General features: G+C 68.8%; 19 protein-coding genes. 15 read left to right on the plus strand and 4 right to left on the minus strand.

What is annotated here, in order from left to right:
* Positions 1-189: 189 nt before the first annotated feature.
* The 7 genes from QMG86_RS06530 (at position 190) to QMG86_RS06560 (ending at position 6,370) form a co-directional block, all read left to right on the plus strand.
* The gene (locus QMG86_RS06530) at positions 190-993 is read left to right on the plus strand and encodes an aminoacyl-tRNA hydrolase (protein WP_281878300.1); all 804 of its coding nucleotides are present in this window, start codon (positions 190-192) and stop codon (positions 991-993) included.
* Between the two features lie 126 nt (positions 994-1,119).
* The gene (locus QMG86_RS06535) at positions 1,120-1,953 is read left to right on the plus strand and encodes an ABC transporter ATP-binding protein (RefSeq protein WP_281878301.1); all 834 of its coding nucleotides are present in this window, start codon (positions 1,120-1,122) and stop codon (positions 1,951-1,953) included.
* Between the two features lie 252 nt (positions 1,954-2,205).
* Complete coding sequence (locus tag QMG86_RS06540) at positions 2,206-2,976, plus strand: NUDIX hydrolase (protein WP_281880805.1); 771 nt, start codon at positions 2,206-2,208, stop codon at positions 2,974-2,976.
* A gap of 101 nt (positions 2,977-3,077) precedes the next feature.
* A complete protein-coding gene (locus QMG86_RS06545; protein ID WP_281878302.1) occupies positions 3,078-3,851 on the plus strand; it encodes an enoyl-CoA hydratase-related protein in 774 nt (257 codons plus the stop codon).
* Positions 3,852-3,888: 37 nt separating this feature from the next.
* Complete coding sequence (locus QMG86_RS06550) at positions 3,889-4,866, plus strand: class I SAM-dependent methyltransferase (protein WP_281878304.1); 978 nt, start codon at positions 3,889-3,891, stop codon at positions 4,864-4,866.
* Positions 4,866-5,153, plus strand: coding sequence for a hypothetical protein (locus QMG86_RS06555; protein WP_281878305.1), 288 nt, complete (start codon positions 4,866-4,868; stop codon positions 5,151-5,153). Before QMG86_RS06550 ends, QMG86_RS06555 begins: the two co-directional genes overlap by 1 nt.
* Positions 5,153-6,370: a class I SAM-dependent methyltransferase gene (locus tag QMG86_RS06560; RefSeq protein ID WP_281878306.1), complete on the plus strand. Its 1,218-nt coding sequence runs from the start codon at positions 5,153-5,155 to the stop codon at positions 6,368-6,370. The genes QMG86_RS06555 and QMG86_RS06560 overlap by 1 nt, the downstream gene beginning before the upstream one ends.
* A 160-nt stretch (positions 6,371-6,530) precedes the next feature.
* Here the strand turns inward: QMG86_RS06560 and QMG86_RS06565 are convergent, their stop codons facing one another.
* Entirely contained in the window at positions 6,531-7,829 is a 1,299-nt protein-coding gene (locus tag QMG86_RS06565; RefSeq protein WP_281878308.1) for an outer membrane protein assembly factor BamB family protein, read from the minus strand.
* A 231-nt stretch (positions 7,830-8,060) separates the two neighbouring features.
* Between QMG86_RS06565 and QMG86_RS06570 the strand changes: the two genes are divergently transcribed.
* Together QMG86_RS06570 and QMG86_RS06575 are read left to right on the plus strand one after the other, a co-directional pair.
* Positions 8,061-8,810, plus strand: a complete 750-nt coding sequence (locus tag QMG86_RS06570; RefSeq protein WP_281878309.1) for an acyltransferase — start codon at positions 8,061-8,063, stop codon at positions 8,808-8,810.
* Positions 8,811-8,882: 72 nt separating this feature from the next.
* Positions 8,883-9,428, plus strand: coding sequence for a DUF1697 domain-containing protein (locus tag QMG86_RS06575; protein ID WP_281878310.1), 546 nt, complete (start codon positions 8,883-8,885; stop codon positions 9,426-9,428).
* 13 nt (positions 9,429-9,441) lie between these two features.
* Here QMG86_RS06575 and QMG86_RS06580 read toward each other — a convergent pair whose 3' ends face one another.
* Genes QMG86_RS06580 through QMG86_RS06590 form a run of 3 tightly spaced genes read right to left on the minus strand, consistent with a single transcriptional unit; the run spans position 9,442 to position 13,174 of the window.
* Positions 9,442-10,695, minus strand: coding sequence for a glycosyltransferase family 4 protein (locus tag QMG86_RS06580; protein ID WP_281878311.1), 1,254 nt, complete (start codon positions 10,693-10,695; stop codon positions 9,442-9,444).
* Positions 10,692-12,359 carry a 1,4-alpha-glucan branching protein domain-containing protein gene (locus QMG86_RS06585; protein ID WP_281878312.1) on the minus strand — a complete coding sequence of 556 codons (1,668 nt, stop codon included), beginning with the start codon at positions 12,357-12,359 and terminating at the stop codon, positions 10,692-10,694. Before QMG86_RS06585 ends, QMG86_RS06580 begins: the two co-directional genes overlap by 4 nt.
* Entirely contained in the window at positions 12,356-13,174 is an 819-nt protein-coding gene (locus tag QMG86_RS06590) for a class I SAM-dependent methyltransferase (protein WP_281878314.1), read from the minus strand. The genes QMG86_RS06585 and QMG86_RS06590 overlap by 4 nt, the downstream gene beginning before the upstream one ends.
* 263 nt (positions 13,175-13,437) lie before the next feature.
* Here QMG86_RS06590 and QMG86_RS06595 point away from each other — a divergent pair, with 263 nt between their 5' ends.
* The 6 genes from QMG86_RS06595 to QMG86_RS06620 all read left to right on the plus strand — a co-directional run bounded on the left by QMG86_RS06595 (position 13,438) and on the right by QMG86_RS06620 (position 19,741).
* Positions 13,438-14,223 (plus strand): electron transfer flavoprotein subunit beta/FixA family protein, encoded by a 786-nt coding sequence (locus tag QMG86_RS06595; RefSeq protein ID WP_159838488.1) that lies wholly within the window; start codon positions 13,438-13,440, stop codon positions 14,221-14,223.
* A gap of 38 nt (positions 14,224-14,261) precedes the next feature.
* Positions 14,262-15,218, plus strand: coding sequence for an electron transfer flavoprotein subunit alpha/FixB family protein (locus tag QMG86_RS06600; RefSeq protein WP_281878315.1), 957 nt, complete (start codon positions 14,262-14,264; stop codon positions 15,216-15,218).
* Positions 15,219-15,357: 139 nt separating this feature from the next.
* A complete protein-coding gene (locus QMG86_RS06605; RefSeq protein WP_281878317.1) occupies positions 15,358-15,918 on the plus strand; it encodes a DUF4365 domain-containing protein in 561 nt (186 codons plus the stop codon).
* A 56-nt stretch (positions 15,919-15,974) separates the two neighbouring features.
* On the plus strand, positions 15,975-17,069 hold the full coding sequence (locus tag QMG86_RS06610; RefSeq protein WP_281878318.1) for a hypothetical protein: 1,095 nt from the start codon (positions 15,975-15,977) through the stop codon (positions 17,067-17,069).
* A 297-nt stretch (positions 17,070-17,366) separates the two neighbouring features.
* Positions 17,367-18,422, plus strand: coding sequence for a cobalamin-independent methionine synthase II family protein (locus QMG86_RS06615; RefSeq protein ID WP_281878319.1), 1,056 nt, complete (start codon positions 17,367-17,369; stop codon positions 18,420-18,422).
* Between the two features lie 479 nt (positions 18,423-18,901).
* Positions 18,902-19,741, plus strand: coding sequence for a trypsin-like peptidase domain-containing protein (locus QMG86_RS06620; protein ID WP_281878320.1), 840 nt, complete (start codon positions 18,902-18,904; stop codon positions 19,739-19,741).
* Positions 19,742-19,777: the final 36 nt, after the last annotated feature.

The following is a 19,777-nucleotide window of genomic DNA, read 5'->3' on the forward strand; positions in this document are numbered from 1 at the left end:
TCTTTCGGCGATCGGAGGACGGGTGCGGAAGGCCCTGCTTGTGCTGCCGGCCGGGTTGGCGGTAGCGGGGTGCGGCGGCTCCGGAGCATCGCGACGGTCGACGCGGCCGTTGACGATGGAGTACCGGCGCCCGCGGGAGCAGGGACTGGAAGCGGCCAGGACGTTTTCGTTGACGATCGAGGTGAAGCCATGACGAGCATTCCGGAATGCGGTGCCGACGTCCGGGATGACGGCGTAACCCGTACGGGCGCAACTATTTCGGACGTCGAAGGGTTCCGGGCCCGGCACACGGAGTTGTCTGCGGGCTACGGTGCGGGCGATCCGGACGACCCGGCCATGGTGCAGGCGATGCAGATGGTTCTGCATCTGCCCAAGACCGATCCGCCGCCGCGCAGTGCGCTGCTGGCCGCCGCCGCGTCCGCCGCGGTGGCGCTGTGCCTGGACGAGCGCGTCGGGCCGGGTGGCGAGTGGGAGGAACGCTATCTGGCTTGGAAGCGGTCGCGAATCCGCAAGGTGGCTCGCCGGGCGCGCGGCGCCCAATGGCGCGCGACGTGCGGCGTGCCGGGCGTCACCGTCGAGATCGAGGGCGCGCAGGCGCGGGCGCTGGTCCCGGGGCCGGTGGGGCAGGTCGATCCGCTGATCAAGCGGCTGCAGATCGGCGGCACCGATCTCGAGCACGACGAGCCAGGGCCGCCCGATCCGGACCTGCCGGTGCTCTGGGTGAACGCCGCGCTCGGGATGACGCTGGGCAAGTCGGCCGCACAGGTGGGTCACGCGAGCATGCTGCTGGCCGGTGCGCTGCCGGTGGAGCACGCGCTGCGCTGGGCGGAACTCGGCTTCCGTTGCGCGGTGCGCGAGGCCGACGCGCAGCACTGGGCCGCGCTGGTCGAGCAGGTGGCCGGAGGCGCAGCGGTCGCCGTGCGCGACGCGGGATACACCGAAGTGGCGCCGGGCTCGATGACGGTGATCGCGGTGCCCGCCCGGTCCTGGTGAACCATCGCGCGGGCGTGTCGGAGGGGCGCCCGATACGGCCGTGCGGGCGGCGTTCCCGCAAAGATCCGACCGACCGGCTCGGTTTTCCCTCCCCGCGTTGGCAAGTGCCCCCACGGGTGGGCCAAGATGGAGCGCGTGCCGCAACCGGATCCCGATCTGCTCATCGATTTCACCGACGTGACCGTCCGCCGCTCCGGCCATACTCTCGTCGGCCCGGTCACCTGGCAGGTCGAGCTCGACGAACGCTGGGTGGTCCTCGGACCCAACGGCGCGGGCAAGACCTCGCTGCTACGGATGGCCGCCGCGGAGCTGCACCCGACCGCGGGCATCGCCCATCTGCTGGGGGAGCGGATCGGGAAGGTGGACATCACCGAGTTGCGCCCGCGCATCGGCCTGTCGTCGGCCGCGGTGGCCAGCCGGGTGCCGGTCGACGAGAAGGTCAGCGATCTGGTGATCTCCGCGGGTTACGCGGTGCTCGGCCGCTGGCGGGAGCGCTACGACGACGTGGACACCGACCGCGCCATCGACATGCTGGAAAGCCTGGGAGCCGAGCACCTCTCGGACCGCACCTACGGCACGCTGTCGGAGGGCGAGCGCAAGCGGGTGCTCATCGCCCGCGCGCTGATGACCGACCCCGAGCTGCTGCTGCTCGACGAGCCGGCCGCGGGCTTGGACCTGGGCGGCCGCGAGGAATTGGTCGAGCGGCTCGGCGATCTCGCCGCCGATCCGGACGCGCCCGCGATCGTGCTGGTCACCCACCACGTGGAGGAGATCCCGCCGGGGTTCACGCACGGCCTGCTGCTCAACGAGGGCGAAGTGGTGGCGCAGGGATTGCTCTCCGACGTACTCACGTCGGAGAACCTCAGCGACGCCTTCAGGCAATCGATCGCGCTCGATCGGGTCGACGGCCGTTACTTCGCGCGGCGCTCGCGCCGGGCGGGCAGCCACCGCAGCCGCTGACCCGGTCGGTGTGCGGTCGCCCACCAAGCGCGCAACGGGCGTACCTTCGCCTTCGCTTGGGTCGTACGCGGTTGTGGACGAGTTGGCGTCCAACTGCGCGAGTTCAGGCGTACCTCGGCCTCGACTCCGCCGTGCGCGGGTTGTGGACGGAGTGCGTCCGATCGCACCCGTTATGGTGCAAGGGTGAGTGAGACAGAAGCGCAGGCAGACTCTCAGCGACCGGCATCGCCGCTCAAGGATGCGTCGACGGTGATGCTGGTGCGCGACGGCGCCGATGGGCCGGAGATCTTCCTGCAACGCCGGGTGGGCGCCATGGCGTTCGCCGCGGGCATGACCGTGTTCCCCGGCGGCGGCGTCGATCCGTCCGACGGCACCGCGGACATCGCCTGGGCCGGTCCCGAGCCCGCCTGGTGGGCGCAGCGGTTCGCCACCACCGAGGCCAGGGCCAAGGCGCTGGTCTGCGCGGCCGTCCGCGAGACGTTCGAGGAGTGCGGTGTGCTGCTGGCCGGCCCGACCGCCGACAGCGTCGTCTCCGAAACCACCGGATACCGGGACGCGCGCGGCAGGCTGGAGCGCAGGGAGCTGACCTTGGCATCGTTCCTCGCCGACGAGAAGCTGGTGCTCCGCGCCGACCTGCTGCGCCCGTGGGCGAACTGGATCACTCCGGTCATCGAGCCGCGCCGCTATGACACCCGGTTCTTCGTCGCGGTGCTGCCGGAGGGCCAGCGCGCCGACGGCGCCACGTCCGAGGCCGCGGAGGTGCGGTGGAGCACCCCGGCCGAGGCGCTGGCGCGCTGGCGCTCGGGCGTCGACGTGCTGCTCCCCCCGACGTGGTCGCAACTGGTAGCGCTCGGCGAATTCCGCTCCACCGCCGACATCCTGGCGGCCCAGCGCGCCATCGACCCGATCCTGCCCGTGCTGTCCGATCTGGACGGCGAACAGCTGTTGTCCTTCCCCGGCAACCACCGCTACTTCGCCGACCTACCCGACGCCGGGCGACTCCGAGGATCCGTGCGCCCATGAGAGAGGCGGCCCAGCTGTCGGACGCCTGCTGTCGGTGACCCCGCGGTCGGTCTTCGGGCCTCACCGCTGGTGACGGCGCGGACCCGGTAGCGTGGCCTCTCATGGCCGAATTCGTGACCCTGGAGCTGCCGGAGGGTGATGCGCGGGGCGTGGCCGTCCTGCGGTTCGCCCGCCCGCCGATGAACTTGCTGAACGTGCAGCTGGTGCGCGAGCTGGCCGAGGCGGCCGACGCCGTCGCGGCGGACCCGGGGGTCGCCGCGGTGGTCGTGTACGGCGACGAACGGGTGTTCTCGGCGGGTGACGACGTGGCCGAACTGTTCGGTCTCGGCAGCGAGCAGGCCGACGCCATGGCGGCCGACCTGCAGCGCGCCCTCGGCTGCCTGGCCCGGATTCCGCAGCCCACCGTCGCGGCGATCAGCGGTTACTGCCTCGGTGGCGGGCTGGAGCTGGCGCTGGGCGCGGACCGCCGCGTCATCGGCGACAACGTGAAGCTGGGTCTGCCGCAGATCGAGACCGGCCTGATCCCGCTGGCGGGCATCCGGCGGCTCGCGCTGCTGATCGGGCCCGGCCCGGCCAAGGACCTCGTCTACACCGGTCGATTCGTCGAGGCGGAGGAGGCGAAGACGCTGGGTCTCGTCGACGAGGTCGTCGCGCCGGACGACGTGTACACCGCCGCGATGCGCTGGGCGCGCCGGTTCGTCGGCGGTCCCGCCCGTGCGCTGGCCGCCGCCAAAGCGGTCTTCGAAGCAGGTCCGCACGGCCTCGATCGGGCCCGCGGGGAGTGGTCCGCCCTGTTCACGACGGAAGATCGCCTGATAGGAACAGGTTCCTATCTGGCCAACGGTCCAGGGTCGGCGGAATTCGTGGGCCGATAGCAGGCGTCAACTGCGGATTTGGGTAGGCTTGCCGACCATGACGGTACGTCCCGACGACCCCGCGCCGAACCCGCACGCCACCGAGGCAGAGGTCGAAGCAGCGCTCAAGGATACGAAGCTGGCCCAGGTGCTCTACCACGACTGGGAGGCCGAGACCTACGACGACAAATGGTCCATTTCCTATGACGAGCGCTGTATCGAGTACGCGCGCGGCCGGTTCGACTTGGCCGTGGGCCCCGCGCCACTGCCCTACGGCAAGGCGCTCGAACTCGGCTGCGGTACCGGCTTCTTCCTGCTGAACCTGATGCAGGCGGGCGTGGCGAAGTCCGGCTCGGTCACCGACCTGTCGCCGGGCATGGTGAAGGTCGCGCTGCGCAACGCGCAGAACCTCGGCCTGGACGTGGACGGCCGGGTCGCCGACGCGGAGACCATTCCCTACGAGGACGACACCTTCGATCTGGTGGTCGGCCACGCGGTGCTGCACCACATCCCGGACGTCGAGCTCGCGCTCAAGGAGTGCCTGCGCGTGCTCAAGCCGGGCGGCCGCTTCGTGTTCGCCGGTGAGCCCACCACGGTCGGCAACTTCTACGCGCGCTGGCTGGGCCGGATCACCTGGAAGGCCACCACCACGGTGACCAAGCTGCCGATGCTCAGCGACTGGCGGCGTCCGCAGGAGGAACTGGACGAGTCCTCCCGCGCGGCGGCGTTGGAAGCGGTCGTCGACCTGCACACCTTCGATCCGCGCGCCCTGGAGGCGATGGCCCGCTCGGCGGGCGCCGTCGAGGTGGCGGCCAAGACCGAGGAGTTCGCCGCGGCACTGTGGGGCTGGCCTGTGCGCACGTTCGAGGCCGCGGTGCCCGCGGAGAAGCTCACCTGGCGCTACCGGATGGCCATGTACCGCGCCTGGCTGGGGCTGAGCTGGGTGGACGAGAACGTCATGCGCCGCGTCGTTCCGCGCCAGTTCTTCTACAACGCCATGATCACCGGTGTGAAGCCAACCTCCGCCGGAAAGTAGTGGCTCGCGCGACCTGTCGCGACCGGATCGCCGACCTGGGCAGCGACCATGCTGCCCAGGTGAACCGGCTGGCGTCACCGCGCGGGAACCCGGAGACGGAACGTCACCGAAACGGTGACCGGACCAAGGCTCGCGGGATCGCCACCGACAATGCCGGTGAACAGGCCGCCGCCGAGATCACCCGCACCGGCAACCCGAGCCGGGCCGTCGCCACAGCGCGGGTGACGGTCCCGGCAACCGGACTGCGGTGGGTCGGCACGGTGCGAACGATTACGGGAGCCCGGTAGTGGGCTATCGCTTCACCCGTGACGATGTCGGATACCTCGGTAGCGCGATCGGCTGGGACGCGCTGGCCGAGGTGGGACAGCTGGACCTGACCCCGGCGACGCACCTGCGGGATCTGGAGCGGGTCCGTCGCGCGCACGGCGATCGGGCGGCGGCCCTGATCGAGACCGTGCGATTGCGGCGCAGAGCAGCCGCCAAGCTCCTCGACGCCGGGCAGTGGCTGTTCACCGACGACGCGCTGCAGCAAGCCACTCCGACGCTGGTGGCACGGCAGCGCGCCGAGCGGCTGGCCGGACGGACGGTGCACGACATCACCTGTTCGATCGGAGCCGAGCTCGTCGAGCTGGCCCGGGTGTGCCCGGCGGTGCTCGGCAGCGATCTGGACGAGGTGCGGCTGGCGATCGCCGCGCACAATCTGGGGCCGCGTCGGCTCGGGGCGGGGGAGTGGAGCTCGCTCGCGACCGGTCCCTCGGAGGAAGCCCGAAATGTGCTGCTGGCCAGGGCGGATGCCCTGCGCCCGAGCAGTCGCGACACCGTGATCATCGCCGACCCGGCCCGGCGCGCCGATGGCCGCCGCACGCACGACCCGGCCAAACTCCAACCGCCGCTGCCGGATCTGCTCGCGGCCTACACGGGCCGCGATCTCGCCGTGAAATGCGCTCCCGGTCTCGATTTCGACCGGCTCGATTGGTCCGGTGAGGTGGAGGTCGTCTCACTCGACGGCTCGGTGCGTGAGGCGTGCCTATGGTCTTCCGGACTGGCCGAGCGGGGTGTCGGTCGTCGCGCGACGGTACTTTCGTCCAAGGGCGGCGGCTGGACCATCAGCGATGCCGAACCAGACGACATCGAGGAGCGCGCGCCGGGGCAGTGGATCATCGACCCGGACGGAGCCGTCGTGCGCGCCGGTCTGGTCCGTCATTACGCCGCGAAAAACGACCTGTGGCAACTTGATCCGCGCATCGCCTATCTCACGGGCGACACCGTCCCCGAGGGCGTACGTGGCTTCCGGATCCTCGACCGCATGGACTTCCGCGAGAAGGCCCTCCGCGCCGAACTGCATCGCCGCGATTGCGGCCCCCTCGAAATCCTCGCCCGGGGTGTCGACATCGACCCGGACGCCCTTCGTGCGCGCCTGAAACCTCGTGGCACCCGGCCGCACACGCTCGTGATCACTCGCATCGGCCGCGCCGCGACGGTCTTCGTCTGTGCCACCCCGTGACGACGCGGGTGTCGCCGCTGGACGCCGATAGTGCGGCGACGACGAGCCGTGCGGCAGCGGCCGCGCCGCCCGTCCTCCGCGGCGATCAGTCCGCCGCCCAGCGAGGGGCCAACGCTTCGTTCAGGCACTCCAGCGGGAACCGCGTGCTCGGGTGGCGGCGCTACTCCGGCTCGAAGGCGAAGATCTCGCCGATGCGGGTGGCGACCACGACCTCGCCCTTCGCGCCGATCGACGTGCCGGTGGTGGTTCCTTTCGCGCCCGGCAGGACGTCGGAATCGATCGTGCTCCCGGTTCGCGTGTCGAAAGTGACGAGGTTGAGCCCGTCACCGATGGCCGCGGTGACGTACCCGGTGTCGCCCATCGTCTGCGCCGCGGATCCGCGCAGCGCGAGATCCTTACGCTCCCAAGCCGTTTCGGCTGTGTCGCCCTTGTCTCGGAGCGCGAGCAGGTAACCGTCCTCGCCGGACGGGACGATCAGGCCGTCGTCGGACACCGAGATGCCGCCGCGCGGCGTCCAGTCCAGCCGATGCACCCACTTGGTCCGCCCGTCCGCGGTGTCCAGGGCGATCAGGCGGTTGTTGTTGTCGCCGACGTAGAGGGTGCCGCCGTCGGCGGACAGCGCCGGGCTGGTGGAACTGCCGCCCAGCAGCAGTTCGGCGCTCCACTCCCGCACGACCTTGTCCCCGGTGTAGCGCAACGCGACCACGGCCGCCGCGGGCCGCCCCGGCTGCCACAGCGTCGCGTAGAAGCTGCCGCTGCCCGTATCGATGGGGGAGATGTTCGCGACGGGGCACTGCGGCCCTCCGGTGGCGCAGTCGTCGAGTCCCTGGCCCGCGTCGGGCCAGCCGAGCCCGGCGTTGACGAGGAAGTTGGGTTCACCGAGCAGTTGCAGTGTCGGGACCGCCCGCTCGCCCGTTTGCCGCGACAACACATCGACCTGACCGGATTGACTGATCGTCAGCAGCTTTCCGTCGCCGGTGAACTGCACCGAGACCGGTGTTCCGGCGACCGGCGTGGCCCACCGCGGTTGCCCGAGGTAGTTGAACGAGATCACCCTGCTGTCGTCGCCGACGTAGACGTTGGTCATCCCGTCGACCGCCGACGGCGCGGAGATCGCGCTCGGGCCCAGAGCGTTGCAGAACCGCTTGCGGCCGGTGGCCATCTGGAAAGAGAAGATCGAGCAGTTCTGCAGGCGTGTGGTGACGAACAGCTGGCTGTCGGGCCCCAGCGTGACCGGCTGGGCGATCGGCCCGCCGACCGGCCGTTGCCAGCTCAATCCGATCTTCCGCGATCCGGTGATCGGAGCGGTGCCGCTGTTGCGGCCGTCGTGGTAGGCGGCGGTCCAGCCCTTGCCGGTGCCGACCGTGATGTCGTCGTAATCGGTGCCGCAACCGGCCAGGGTCAGCGCGCCGACCGCGGCCAGCACGGCCGCGGCGCGTTTCCGGGACGGTCGCCACATGGAAGTAGCCAGTACGCCGCCGCTTCGCACCTGCCGTACTCCTGTCGTCGTTGGCTCGCACCCGCGCCCTCTCCGGCGCAGGAGTCACTGTACGGGAGCCCTTTGCGCGGGTGAACGAGTCCCGGCGTTGTCGTCGCGGGCGGTCGTCGGGGTGCCCGCCGCGAGCGATAGGCTCTATCCGTCGCCGCGAGGCGGGCGACGGCCGGTAGGACCACGACAGGAGAACCGTTCGTGACGAGCATGTGGGGCGCACCGTTGCGCTCGCGCTGGCGGGGATCGCGCCGCCGCGATCCGCAGCAGGCGCGTTTTCTGACGCTGGCGTCGCTGCGCTGGGTGCTCGCGAACCGGGCGTACACGCCGTGGTATCTGGTGCGTTATTACCGGCTGTTCAAGTTCCGCCTGGCCAACCCGCACATCGTGCTGCGCGGCATGGTCTTCCTCGGCCGCCGGGTGGAGATCCACGCCACGCCGGAACTGAGCCGCATGGAGATCGGCCGCTGGGTGCACATCGGCGACGGCAACGCGATCCGCTGCCACGAGGGTTCGCTGCGCATCGGCGACAAGGTGGTGTTCGGCAAGGACAACGTCGTCAACACCTACCTCGACATCGAGATCGGGGAGTCGACCCTGGTAGCCGACTGGTGCTACATCTGCGACTTCGACCACAAGATGGACGACATCAACGTCCCGATCAAGGACCAGGGCATCGTGAAGAGCCCGGTGCGCATCGGTCCCGACACCTGGATCGCGGCCAAGGTGACCGTGCTGCGCGAGACGCGCGTCGGTCGCGGTTGCGTGCTCGGCGCGCACGCCGTGGTCAAGGGCGAGATCCCGGACTACAGCATCGCCGTCGGCGCTCCGGCCAAGGTGGTCAAGAACCGCAAGGCGGCGTGGGAGGCGGGCGCCGAGGAACGGGCTGAATATCTGGCCGCGCTGGAGGACATCGCGCGCAAGAAGAACGGCGCGACGCAGACCGCCTGACAAGGACGCGGAGTCCGGCGGCCGCCCGGTAGTAGCCCGGCTTCGTCGGTGCGGACGAGTAGGTTCGGCGCTATGACTGCCTACGCCGCGCTGTTGCGCGGGATCATGCCGAGCAATCCGAACATGAGCAACGCGAAATTGCGCGCGGTGTTCGAATCGCTCGGCTTCGAGGGCGTCGGTTCGGTACTGGCCAGCGGCAATATCGTCTTCCACAGCGCGGAGTCCGATGTGCCCGAGCTGGAGGATCGCATTCAGCAGGCGCTGATCCGGGAACTGGGCATCGGCGGTGGCACGATCATCCGCAGTCATGACGAACTGCGCGCGTTGCTCGACACCGATCCGTTCCACGGCCTCACCCACGGGCGCGGCACATATCTGATCGCCACGTTCCTCAAGGACACGGCCGCAGCTCCGTCCGACCTGCCCGAGCGGCCCGACCCGCTCACTCGGGTGATCGGCTACGACGCGGACGCGCGAGCGTTCCTCGCGGTCATCGACAACAGCTCGCCGGGCAAGACCCCCGACTTCATGGCCTGGCTGGAGAAGACATACGGCAAGGACATCACCACCCGCACCTGGCTCACCGTCGAGCGCATCGTCAAGAAGCTCGGCGGCTAGCCGAGACGGGTGGCTACTTCGGATCCCGTTCCGGCAGAGGACGTTCCACGATGGACGGGCGGCCAAGCGGGTTGCGCACCCGCCGCTTGGCCGACTGATACACCTGGGCGGTTTCCGCCGCCACCACGTCCCACGCGAAATCGGCGGTGAGCCGTTCCCGGGCGGCGAAGGCGCGCTGCTGGGTGGCGGCGGGGTCGTCGAGGGTGGCGCGGACCGCTTCGACCAAGCCGTCGACGTCCGCGGGCGCGAACGACGCGCCGGTGACGCCGTCGATCACGGCTTCGCCCAGGCCGCCCGCCGTCGAGGTGATCAGCGGGGTACCCGCCGCGGCCGCCTCCAGCGCGACGATGCCGAAGGGTTCGTACCGGCTGGGCAGCACGATCGCGTCGGCGCCGTGCAGCCAGCCGAGCAGCTCCGCGTGGTCGAGCTGACCGGTGAAGTTCACCGCGCGGGCGACCCGGTGCACCCGGGCGCGTTCGCGCAACCACTCGAACTGCGTGCCGACGCCCGCGACGGTGAGGGTGGTGCCGGGATGGGCACGGCGGATGCGCGGCAGCGCGGCGATCGCGTCCTGCACGCCCTTCTCGTACTCGAGCCTGCCCACGTACAGCAGCCGCGGCGGGCCGGTGCGCGGCGAGCGGGGACGGAAGGTCCACGCGCCCACGTCGATGCCGTTGCGGATCACCGTCATCGGGATCCGCTCGGGCCCGTAGAGCCGCTCGACTTCGTCCTGCATGGACGCCGAGCAGGTGATCAAGGCGTCGGATTCGTTGGCCAGCCACCACTCCACCGAGTGCACCTGCTTGTTGACCTTGCCCGCGACCCAGCCGCTGTGCCGGCCGGCCTCGGTGGCGTGGATGGTGGAGACCAGCGGGACGTCGTAGTACTCGGCCAGCGCGATGCCGGGGTGGGCGACCAGCCAGTCGTGCGCGTGCACCACGTCGGGCGTCCAGCCGTCGCCGATGCCCGGCTTGCCGAGCGCGACGCCGGCGCGCACCATGGCGTGCCCCATGGCCAGCGTCCAGGCGAGCATGTCCTCGCCGAAGTCGAACACCGGCGGGTCCTCCGCGACCGCCACCACGAGCACGCCGTCGGCGATGTAGGAGTGCGTGGGATGGGTCGAGGCGTCGGTGCCGGAGGGGCGCCGGGACAGCACGACCACCTCGTGGCCGGCCGCGGCCAGTTCGACGGCGAGGTGATGCACGTGCCTGCCGAGCCCGCCGACCACGACCGGCGGGTACTCCCACGACACCATCAAAATCTTCATGCAAGTCCTTCTGCGGCCGAGCCCGGGTCCGCCGGGCCCGGTCCGTGGCCCGCGATGGCGGAGCCCGGTCCCGGCGCGGCGGCGGATACTGCCCCGGTGGCGCTGGGTACGGACCCCGCGGAGGTCAGTCGTCGCGCGTCCACGCCGGGGAAGAGTCCGTCAGCTGCCCCCCATCCTGCCGCCAACTGCCGTGCTTTCGCGAGTTGGCCCGCCCCGACGGCCGTGGCGATTTCGCGGACCGCGTGGGCGTGGCGGTGCGCGCGGTCGCGGGCGTAGCCCGCGGCGGAGTCCTTGCTGACCATGAACGCCCAGTCGCTGGAGACGGTCAGGATCGCTTCGCGCAGCAGTTGATCGGCGACGCGGTCGCGCAGCCCGGGCGCGCCGCCCTGCGCGGCGCGCATCTTGTCGACGGTGTCCAGGCTCAGCCGCACGATGTCGTCGTTGAGCTCCACCAGGTCGCGCACCTGCTCGCCCGCCCACACCCGCCAGTCCTTGCCCGAACCCCAGGACGAATCGGCCAGCGGTACCGGTTCGCCCAGGTAGCCGCGGGTTCGCGCGTCGGCGAGCGTGCCCACGGTGACGCCTGCCTCCGGCAGCGCGCGCAGCACCTGCGCCAGCCACTGCGGGCCCTCGTGCCACCAGTGGCCGAACAGTTCGGTGTCGAACGCCGCCACGACCAAGGCGGGCCGTCCGATGCGTTCGGACTCGGAGATCAACCGCTCGCGCACCGTCCGCACGAAGTCGTCCACGTCCCGGGCGACGGCCGCGGCGGCCAGTTCCGGGTCGTAGGGAGCCTTGTCCGGACCCGCGACGGTCTTGCCGGTGACCCGCGCGGGTTTGAGACCCGTGGCGTGGTCGTAGTGATGAAAGTCACGATAGGCGCCGTGCCCCGGGTAGCCAGATTTCGGCGACCAGACCCGGTAGCTCACCTGCAGATCACGTCCGAACGCGACCACATCGGAATCCCGCACCGGACGGCCGAGTGTCGTGTCGCCGCGCAGAGCGGGTCCGTCGACCATGAAATGCGTCACACCGGCGGCGGCGTAGCCGACCTCCATGCCAGGGGTGTATCCACACTCCGGCGCCCAGATGCCCGTCGGCGTGCGACCCCAGCGGTGCCGCGCGTCGGCTAAGCCCTCGACCAGCTGGAACTGGCGCAATCGCGGATCCAGCAGCGGCTGGAACGGGTGGGCCAGCGGGCCGCCGAGCAGTTCGATGGTCTCCGCGTCGATGAGCGTGCGCCAGACCGGCGCCGCGCCGTGCCGCCAGTGCCGCTCGAACTCGGCCAGGGCGGCGGCGGCCAAGCGGTGTTCGTGCCTGCCCAGCGCCACGTTGCCCGCCATGGCGGCTTCGTCGGCGCGCAGCTGCCAGTTGCCCAGCCAATGGTGCATCCCCGCCAGGCAGTGCGGGTCGTCCAGCTGAGCCGCGAGCACCGGCGTGATGCCGAGGCTCAGCAGATGCGAACGGCCTTCCGCCGCAAGGGTTCGCAACACCTCGACGACCGGCAGGTAGGACGCGGCCCAGGACTGGTAGAGCCATTCCTCGCCGACCGGCCAGCGACCGTGATGGGCCAGCCAGGGCAGATGGGAGTGCAGGACCAAGGTGAACTGGCCCGGCACGGGGCTTGCGGCGTGCCCGCCGGGCACGGTACTGCGACCGGTCAAGGCTTCACCGCGATGGCGACCAGATCCAGACTCGCGTCGATGTCCGCCGCTTCCAGCACGAAATCGTCCGCCGTGACGCTCGCGACGTCCGCGGTCAGTTCCGCGGGCCAGGGTTCACCGGCCAGCGCGCGTTCGATCTGCGCGTCGATGAACGACCCGCCGTGCTTGGCGTCCAGCGCTTTCAGGGCCGGCCCGTGGTGCACGCCGATCATCCGCGCGACCTCGAAACCGGCGTCGACGAGTAGCTCGGTCAGCTCGGCCGCGTTCAGCTCCCTGGTGTGGAACGGGTTGAGCGGGGTGTCGCGACCGGGCGAGAAGGTGATCCGGTTGGGCGTGCTGATCAGCAGCTCACCGCCGGGACGCAGCACGCGCAGGCACTCCCGCAGGAACTGGGACTGGTCCCACAAGTGCTCGATCACTTGGAAATTCACCACCACGTCGACCGACGCGTCCTCCAGTGGCAGTTCCGCGAGGTTGCCCTGGATCATCTCCACGCGGGGGTAGCGTGCGCGCACGTGCTCGACCGCGCCGGTGTCGTAGTCCACGCCGATCACCTTGGTGGCCACGTCGGCGATCATGTCCGCACCGTAACCCTCGCCGGAACCCGCCTCCAGCACGGTTTTTCCGGCGCAGCGGTCCAGCAGGCGGGCGTAGGCGATCTCGTGCCTGCGGAACCAGTAGTTCTCCTCGGCGATGCCGGGCACGGTGCGCTCGCCGGTCAGCGGCAGCGGTTCGACGGCGCCGACGCTCGTCTCGGGGTCCGCGGGGATGCCGGACGGGTCGTCCACTGCGGCAGGGATCACAGCCTCGCTCATCACTCCGACGTTACTGCCACCGTTTCCAGGCGGGACACCCACCCGGTCGGCCCGGAAGTGCGGCTTCGACCGGCTGGAAGCGGGGTCGGTGAACCGGCGCACTGTAACGCGTGGTACCCACTTGTGAGAGAGAAGCCACTAAGTTACCCACGGGTAACTTAACGTAAGGTAATGTCACGGCCTGAGCCACCCACCCGGGCGTACGGCGCAGTTCGTGCGACCACCACATACGTGTAACCAGAACAGGAGGTCGACGAAGACCGATGCCGAACATCGTCGTACTCATCAAGCAGGTTCCCGACACCTGGTCGGAGCGCAAGCTCACCGACGGTGACTTCACCCTCGATCGGGAGGCCGCCGACGCCGTCCTCGACGAGATCAACGAGCGCGCCGTCGAAGAGGCGCTGTTGATCAAGGAGGCCCAGGGCGGCGAGGTCACCGTGCTGGCCGCCGGTCCGGACCGCGCCACCGAGGCCATCCGCAAGGCGCTGTCCATGGGCGCCGACAAGGCCATCCACATCAACGACCCGGCCATCCACGGCTCCGACGCCGTGCAGACGGCGTGGGTGCTGGCGAGCGCGCTCGGCCAGGTCGAGGGTGTCGAGCTGGTCATCGCGGGCAACGAGGCCACCGACGGTCGCGCGGGCGCGGTGCCCGCGATCATCGCCGAGTACCTGGGCCTGCCGCAGCTGACGCACCTGCGCAAGCTGACCGTCGACGGTGACAAGGTCACCGGCGAGCGCGAGACCGACGAAGGCGTGTTCAAGCTGGAGGCCAGCCTGCCCGCCATCGTCAGCGTCACCGAGAAGATCAACGAGCCGCGCTTCCCGTCCTTCAAGGGCATCATGGCCGCGAAGAAGAAGGAAGTGCAGACCTTCACGCTGGCCGACCTGGGCGTCGACCCCTCGACCGTGGGCGTCGCGAACGCGGGCTCCGCTGTCACCGCGGCCACGCCGAAGCCTCCGCGCACCGCGGGCGAGAAGATCGCCGACGAAGGCGACGGCGGCACCAAGATCGCCCAGTACCTGATCGGCCAGAAGATCATCTGATCTCGGTAGCGCTGCAGACTTCCTAGGAGAGAACACACATGGCTGAAGTACTCGTGCTCGTCGAGCACGCCGAGGGTGCGATCAAGAAGGTCAGCACCGAACTGCTCACCGCCGCCCGCGCCCTGGGCGAGCCCGCCGCCGTCGTGCTCGGCACGGCAGGCACCGGCGAGAAGCTGGCCGACGCGCTGGCCGCGGCGGGCGCCGAGAAGATCTACATCGCCGAGTCCGACGATGTGGAGAACTACCTGGTGACCCCGAAGGTCGACGTGCTGGCCGCGCTGACCGAGTCGGTCTCGCCCGCCGCCGTCATCGTCGCCGCCAGCGCCGAAGGCAAGGAGGTGTCGGGTCGCCTGGCCGCCCGCATCGGCTCCGGCCTGCTGGTCGACGTGATCGACGTGAAGTCCGACGGCACCGCCGTGCACTCCATCTTCGGTGGCGCGTTCACCGTCGACGCCAAGGTCACCGGCGATGTCCCGGTGATCTCGGTCCGCCCGGGCGCCGTCGAAGCCTCCGCGCAGGCGGGTGTGGGCGAGAAGGTGACCGTCGAGGTGCCCGCGCAGGAAGAAGGCGTGGTCAAGGTGACCTCGCGGGAGCCGGTCGTGGCCGGTGACCGTCCGGAACTCACCGAGGCGAGCATCGTGGTCTCCGGTGGCCGCGGTGTCGGTTCCGCCGACAACTTCGCGGTGGTCGAGGCGCTGGCCGACTCGCTCGGCGCGGCCGTCGGCGCGTCGCGCGCCGCGGTCGACTCGGGCTACTACCCGGGCCAGTTCCAGGTGGGCCAGACCGGTAAGACGGTCTCCCCGCAGCTGTACATCGCCCTCGGCATCTCCGGCGCCATCCAGCACCGCGCCGGCATGCAGACCTCGAAGACCATCGTCGCGGTCAACAAGGACGAAGAGGCGCCGATCTTCGAGATCGCCGACTACGGCATCGTGGGCGACCTGTTCAACGTCGCGCCCCAGCTGACCGAAGCGGTCAAGGCGCACAAGGGCTGACGCCCGGAGTGACCGAAAGTGGCCCCGACCGGACGGTCGGGGCCACTTTTTCGTTTCACCCCGAATGGAAGTGCCTACAACGCTTTTGAGCTACGCTTGGCGAGCGTTGCTGCACTGCAGGATGGGGGCAAGGGGGGCGATGAGCGACGTCGTGGACAGCGGCAGTCTTCAGTTGGCGACCGGCGTGGACGGCGGTCTGCCCATCACCGCGCGGCAGGAACAGTTCAGCGTTGCTTTCGTGCGTATGGTCGCCGCCGCTGCGGGCTGTTCGATCAAAAGTCACGAGACCGACTACGACGGGGTCGACATCACGATCGTGGCTTCCGCGGACTATGCGAGATACTACTGCCCTGAATTCGAAATGCAGCTCGAGTGCACGACGCAGCGGCACTTGCTCAGAACGCACGACATGGCATGGTCGCTGAAGCGAGACCGATTTCTCGAGCTGGTGAATCCCAAGCGGTTCGTCCCGGCGTTGCTCGGCGTGTTGCTCATACCGGACGACCCGGACGAGCTGCTGGACCTTTCCGAAGACGGGCTCAGAACTTCCAGTCGCATGTATTGGGAACATGCGGCGAACCTCGGCGGGATCGAGGACGATAAAGCCAGCAAGACGGTCCACCTACCGCGAAGTAACCTCTTCGACGTGGGCGGACTGCGGGGCATCATGCAGTCGATCGGCGAAGGAGGTCAGTGGTGAAAAGGACTCCGCTCGACAGCCTCCAGGAGGTCGCGTCCGCGCTATCGCCCCCAGCGGTGTCCCAGTACCTCGCGACCCATGACTGGCAGCTCGAGGTCCGCGAGCAAGACGTCAGGGAGATTTGGCGGCTTCCGGGTGAGGATGGCCTTCTAGGCCGGATCATGCTGCCCTTGGCTACCGACTATGTGGACTTCTCCCGGCGTTTTCGCGACACGCTTCAAGCTCTCGCCACCATCTATGACTGGGACCCAGCACAACTGGTCGAACGAATAGCGGCTGCTCGGGCGGACTTGTTCTTCGTTCGACTCGATCAGGAAATGAATGACGGCACTATCCCGTTCCGGCAAGCCGAAACAAGCTTGGAAGCCCTGTTCACGATGATGAAGGCGGCCGCGACCACCGCCGACGACCCGACCCACTCGCATCGGGGTCGCAGATCCGCCGTGGTCACGAACTTTCTGGAAGACGACATTCGGCTCGGACACACCAAGCGCGGCAGCTTCGTGTTCACTGTGGTCACCCGTCTCGGTGAAATTCCGCCATCGCAGGTCACCGGGATGCCAGCGGTGTCGTTTCCGCGCAAGGTGATGACAACGCTGGCGACGGGTCTGCAGTCGGCGTGGCAACTCGCACTCGACTGGGATGAGCGCGCTCTCGACCATGCGGGGCAGTTGGGTCTGAGCGGCAGTTTGGTCGAGTCGGTGCTGGATCTCACGCAGCCCGAAGCCCTACGCGCGCTGGATCTATCCTTCGACTGGGCAGCTGGCGAGCGGGCGCCCGAAGTCGAAACCTCACGGATCGTGTTCGACCGCAACGCTATGGCGGGGTTGCCCCGTGTCCGAGAGCGGTTGGTTCGCCGTGAGGAGCCGCCGCGTCATCTGACCCTAATCGGTCTGGTGCGCACCCTGAACCGGGATGAACTCGGTGACGAGGATCAAGAAGCCACGAGCATCGTGCTGTCGACACACGTGGACGGACGGCTGCGAAAAGTGCACGTACCGCTCGTCGGTGACGACTATCAGTGGGCGATCCGCGCACACCACAGCAAGCAGCCGATTGTTGTGTCCGGCGATCTGGTGTTCGAACGCGGTGCTTGGCGCTTGACCGGGATGATCAGCCTGGACCCGAGTCATCTGCACCGGCAGAGCTGATGTCCGGTTGCGAGCGACTGCGCTAGAACGTCGCGCCCCAGCTGACCGAAGCGGTCAAGGCGCACAAGGGCTGATCGGGCTCTCGCTGTCGAGCGGCCCCGGACTTCGTGTCCGGGGCCGTTGGCGTTTCGCGGTCGAGCCGGACGGCACGCGGGTTGTGACCGCGCGGAAAACGTTGCCGCGAAATTGGTGCAAACTCTCGAGGCGCCTCGCACAAAAGTCGTGAGCGGTGCGAAATAAATTACGGCGCAGGCGATTTCGCGTCGAAGGTGCAGGTCGCGGACGTACACTCGGCCGGTGAGCATCCCCACGGAACCGATCGGTAGCATCCCTCGACCTCACGACCTGTTGGCCGCCATGGCCGACGATTCCGGCGACGCCGCCGCGCTCGCCGAACTTCAGCGCAGCGCGGTCGCCGAGACCATCCGCAAGCTGGAAGAACTCGGCTCTCCCGTCGTCACCGACGGCGAGCAGTCCAAGCCGAGTTTCGCCACCTATCCGATCGCCGGGCTGGACAACCTGGCCCCGGACGGGGCGATCATCCCGTTCGCCGACGGGCATCAGAGACAGTTGCCACGGTTGACCTCGGGCCCGTTCCGCTATGCCGCTCATGCGGCGGACTATCTGCGCAGCGCGCAGCAGCACGCCACCGTTCCGGTGAAGCAGGCCGTCATCGCGCCGTCGGCGCTGAGCCTGTTGTATCCGGCCGACGGAATCGAGGGTTACCCCCGCGAGCAGTTCCTCGCCGACCTGGCCGACGCGGCCGAGGCCGACATCCGCGGCTGCCTGGAGGCGGGTGCGCACCTGGTGCAGCTCGACTTCACCGAGGGGCGGCTGTCGCTCAAGCTGGATCCGAGCGGCGGGGTGCTCGACCAGTTCATCGAGCTGAACAACACGGTGCTCGAGCGGTTCTCGGACGAGGAGCGGGCCAGGATCGGCGTGCATACCTGCCCCGGCGGCGATCAGGACTCCACGCACAGTCTGGACGTGGACTATGTCCAATTGCTGCCGAAGCTGCTGCAACTGCGGGTGGGCGCGTTCTACCTCCAGTTCGCCAGCGAGCCGGACCCGGAGAAGGTGCTCGCCGTGGTCGCCGAGCACCTGCCCGCCGAGGCGCGGGTGTTCATCGGCGTCACCGACCCGATCGACCCGCAGGTCGAGACACCCGAACAGGTCCGCGACCGGGTGCTGCTCGCCGCCCGCTTCCTGCCCGTCGAACGGTTGGGCACCTGCGACGACTGCGGCTTCTCGCCGTTCGCCGACGACACCTCCACCTCGCGGGAAACCGCGTTCGCCAAGATCCGTGCCCGCATCGAGGGCACGGCACTGGCGGCGACGGAACTGGGCGTCTGATCCGCGCAACTGGACTCGATTGAACGGCCCCGGGAACTCTCGGGGCCGTTCTCGACCGGGTGGGCAGGCTCGGAATGGGGATGCCGCGCATGCACAGCGGAGTGGTTGAGCTGTAGTCGTATTCGATGGTCGAGGGAGAGCGGTCCTGTCCCGGACGCCGATCATGCCGCCGCCCGGCCAAGCCATTTCGACGCACCGCGAACGGTTGTCGCCGCGGCGCTGTTGCACCACTTCGCCCCGTACCTCCGATCTGAAAACGGAAGAAAACGGATCGAGAGATCTCTTGCTCGCGGACCTGTATAGGCGCCTTACTGAATAGGGTCAGGATCGAGCGAGTTCACAATCCTGGCGCAGCGGAACCGATTCCGTCGGGTCGAGGAGGTCGCACGATGCCCACCACTACTTCCCTTTCCGCGGCGCCGACTCTGACCTCGGCGAGCCCGGGTTCGGGGCCGGTCATCGGTGGAACCACGGTCATCTTGACCGGGACGAACCTGACCGCAGCTACGGCGGTCGGATTCGGCGCCATTTCAGCGACTGCGTTCACAATCGACTCCGCAACGCGGATCACGGCTGTCTCTCCTCCCGCAAGAGGAGTTGTGCGTATCACCGTCACATCGCCCAGTGGACTGAGTAACGGTCTTCCGTTCACTTATGTCGGCACGCCTGCGCCATGCGGGGTGAATTTCGGTCCGGGAATGTCGATCACGTCCGATGGCGGACCGCCGCGCGGAAGCTGGGGCACCGTAGGAGCTGTCGGGTATGACGAGCTCGGCAATCTGGTGGCTCTCACGGCAGGGCACATGATGACTCGGAACACCAGAGCTCAGGAGGTATTCCTCTCGGGGAATCGCGGACTGGGTCCGGTCGGGTACTACGCCACGTGGCCCACGAATTGGCCCGGCTTTCCGTCGATGCGCTTTCCGGCCGACTCGTCCAAAGATTACGCGGTCATCAAGCTGGACGAAACGAAGATCGATCCGGTCAACACGACGCCGAACGGCACCGTGATCAACCGGATCGGCGTGGCTCCGGTTCCCCTCTCGGACATCATGTGCAAGTACGGCCAAGTGTCCGGAACGACATGTGGTCTCGTCATCGAGTACAAGAACAACGTCATCAGTTCATGGGCCGCGGTCATTCCGGGCGACAGCGGTGGACCGGTGACCACACGGAGTGGTCTGGTCGGGATCACCTCCGCGATCAATCCGCTGAAGCCGTGGGCGCCGTTCCAGTTCACCGGTATTCATGGGATTCTCGACGACATCGCAGCGCAGGGACCTGGCACGATCGGAATCGGATTCATTCCGCTTCCATGATCGCTGGGGTCGAGCACGGTGCCCACTCGATCGAAT

The organism is Nocardia sputorum, assembly GCF_027924405.1.
GTDB classification, from domain to species: domain Bacteria; phylum Actinomycetota; class Actinomycetes; order Mycobacteriales; family Mycobacteriaceae; genus Nocardia; species Nocardia sputorum.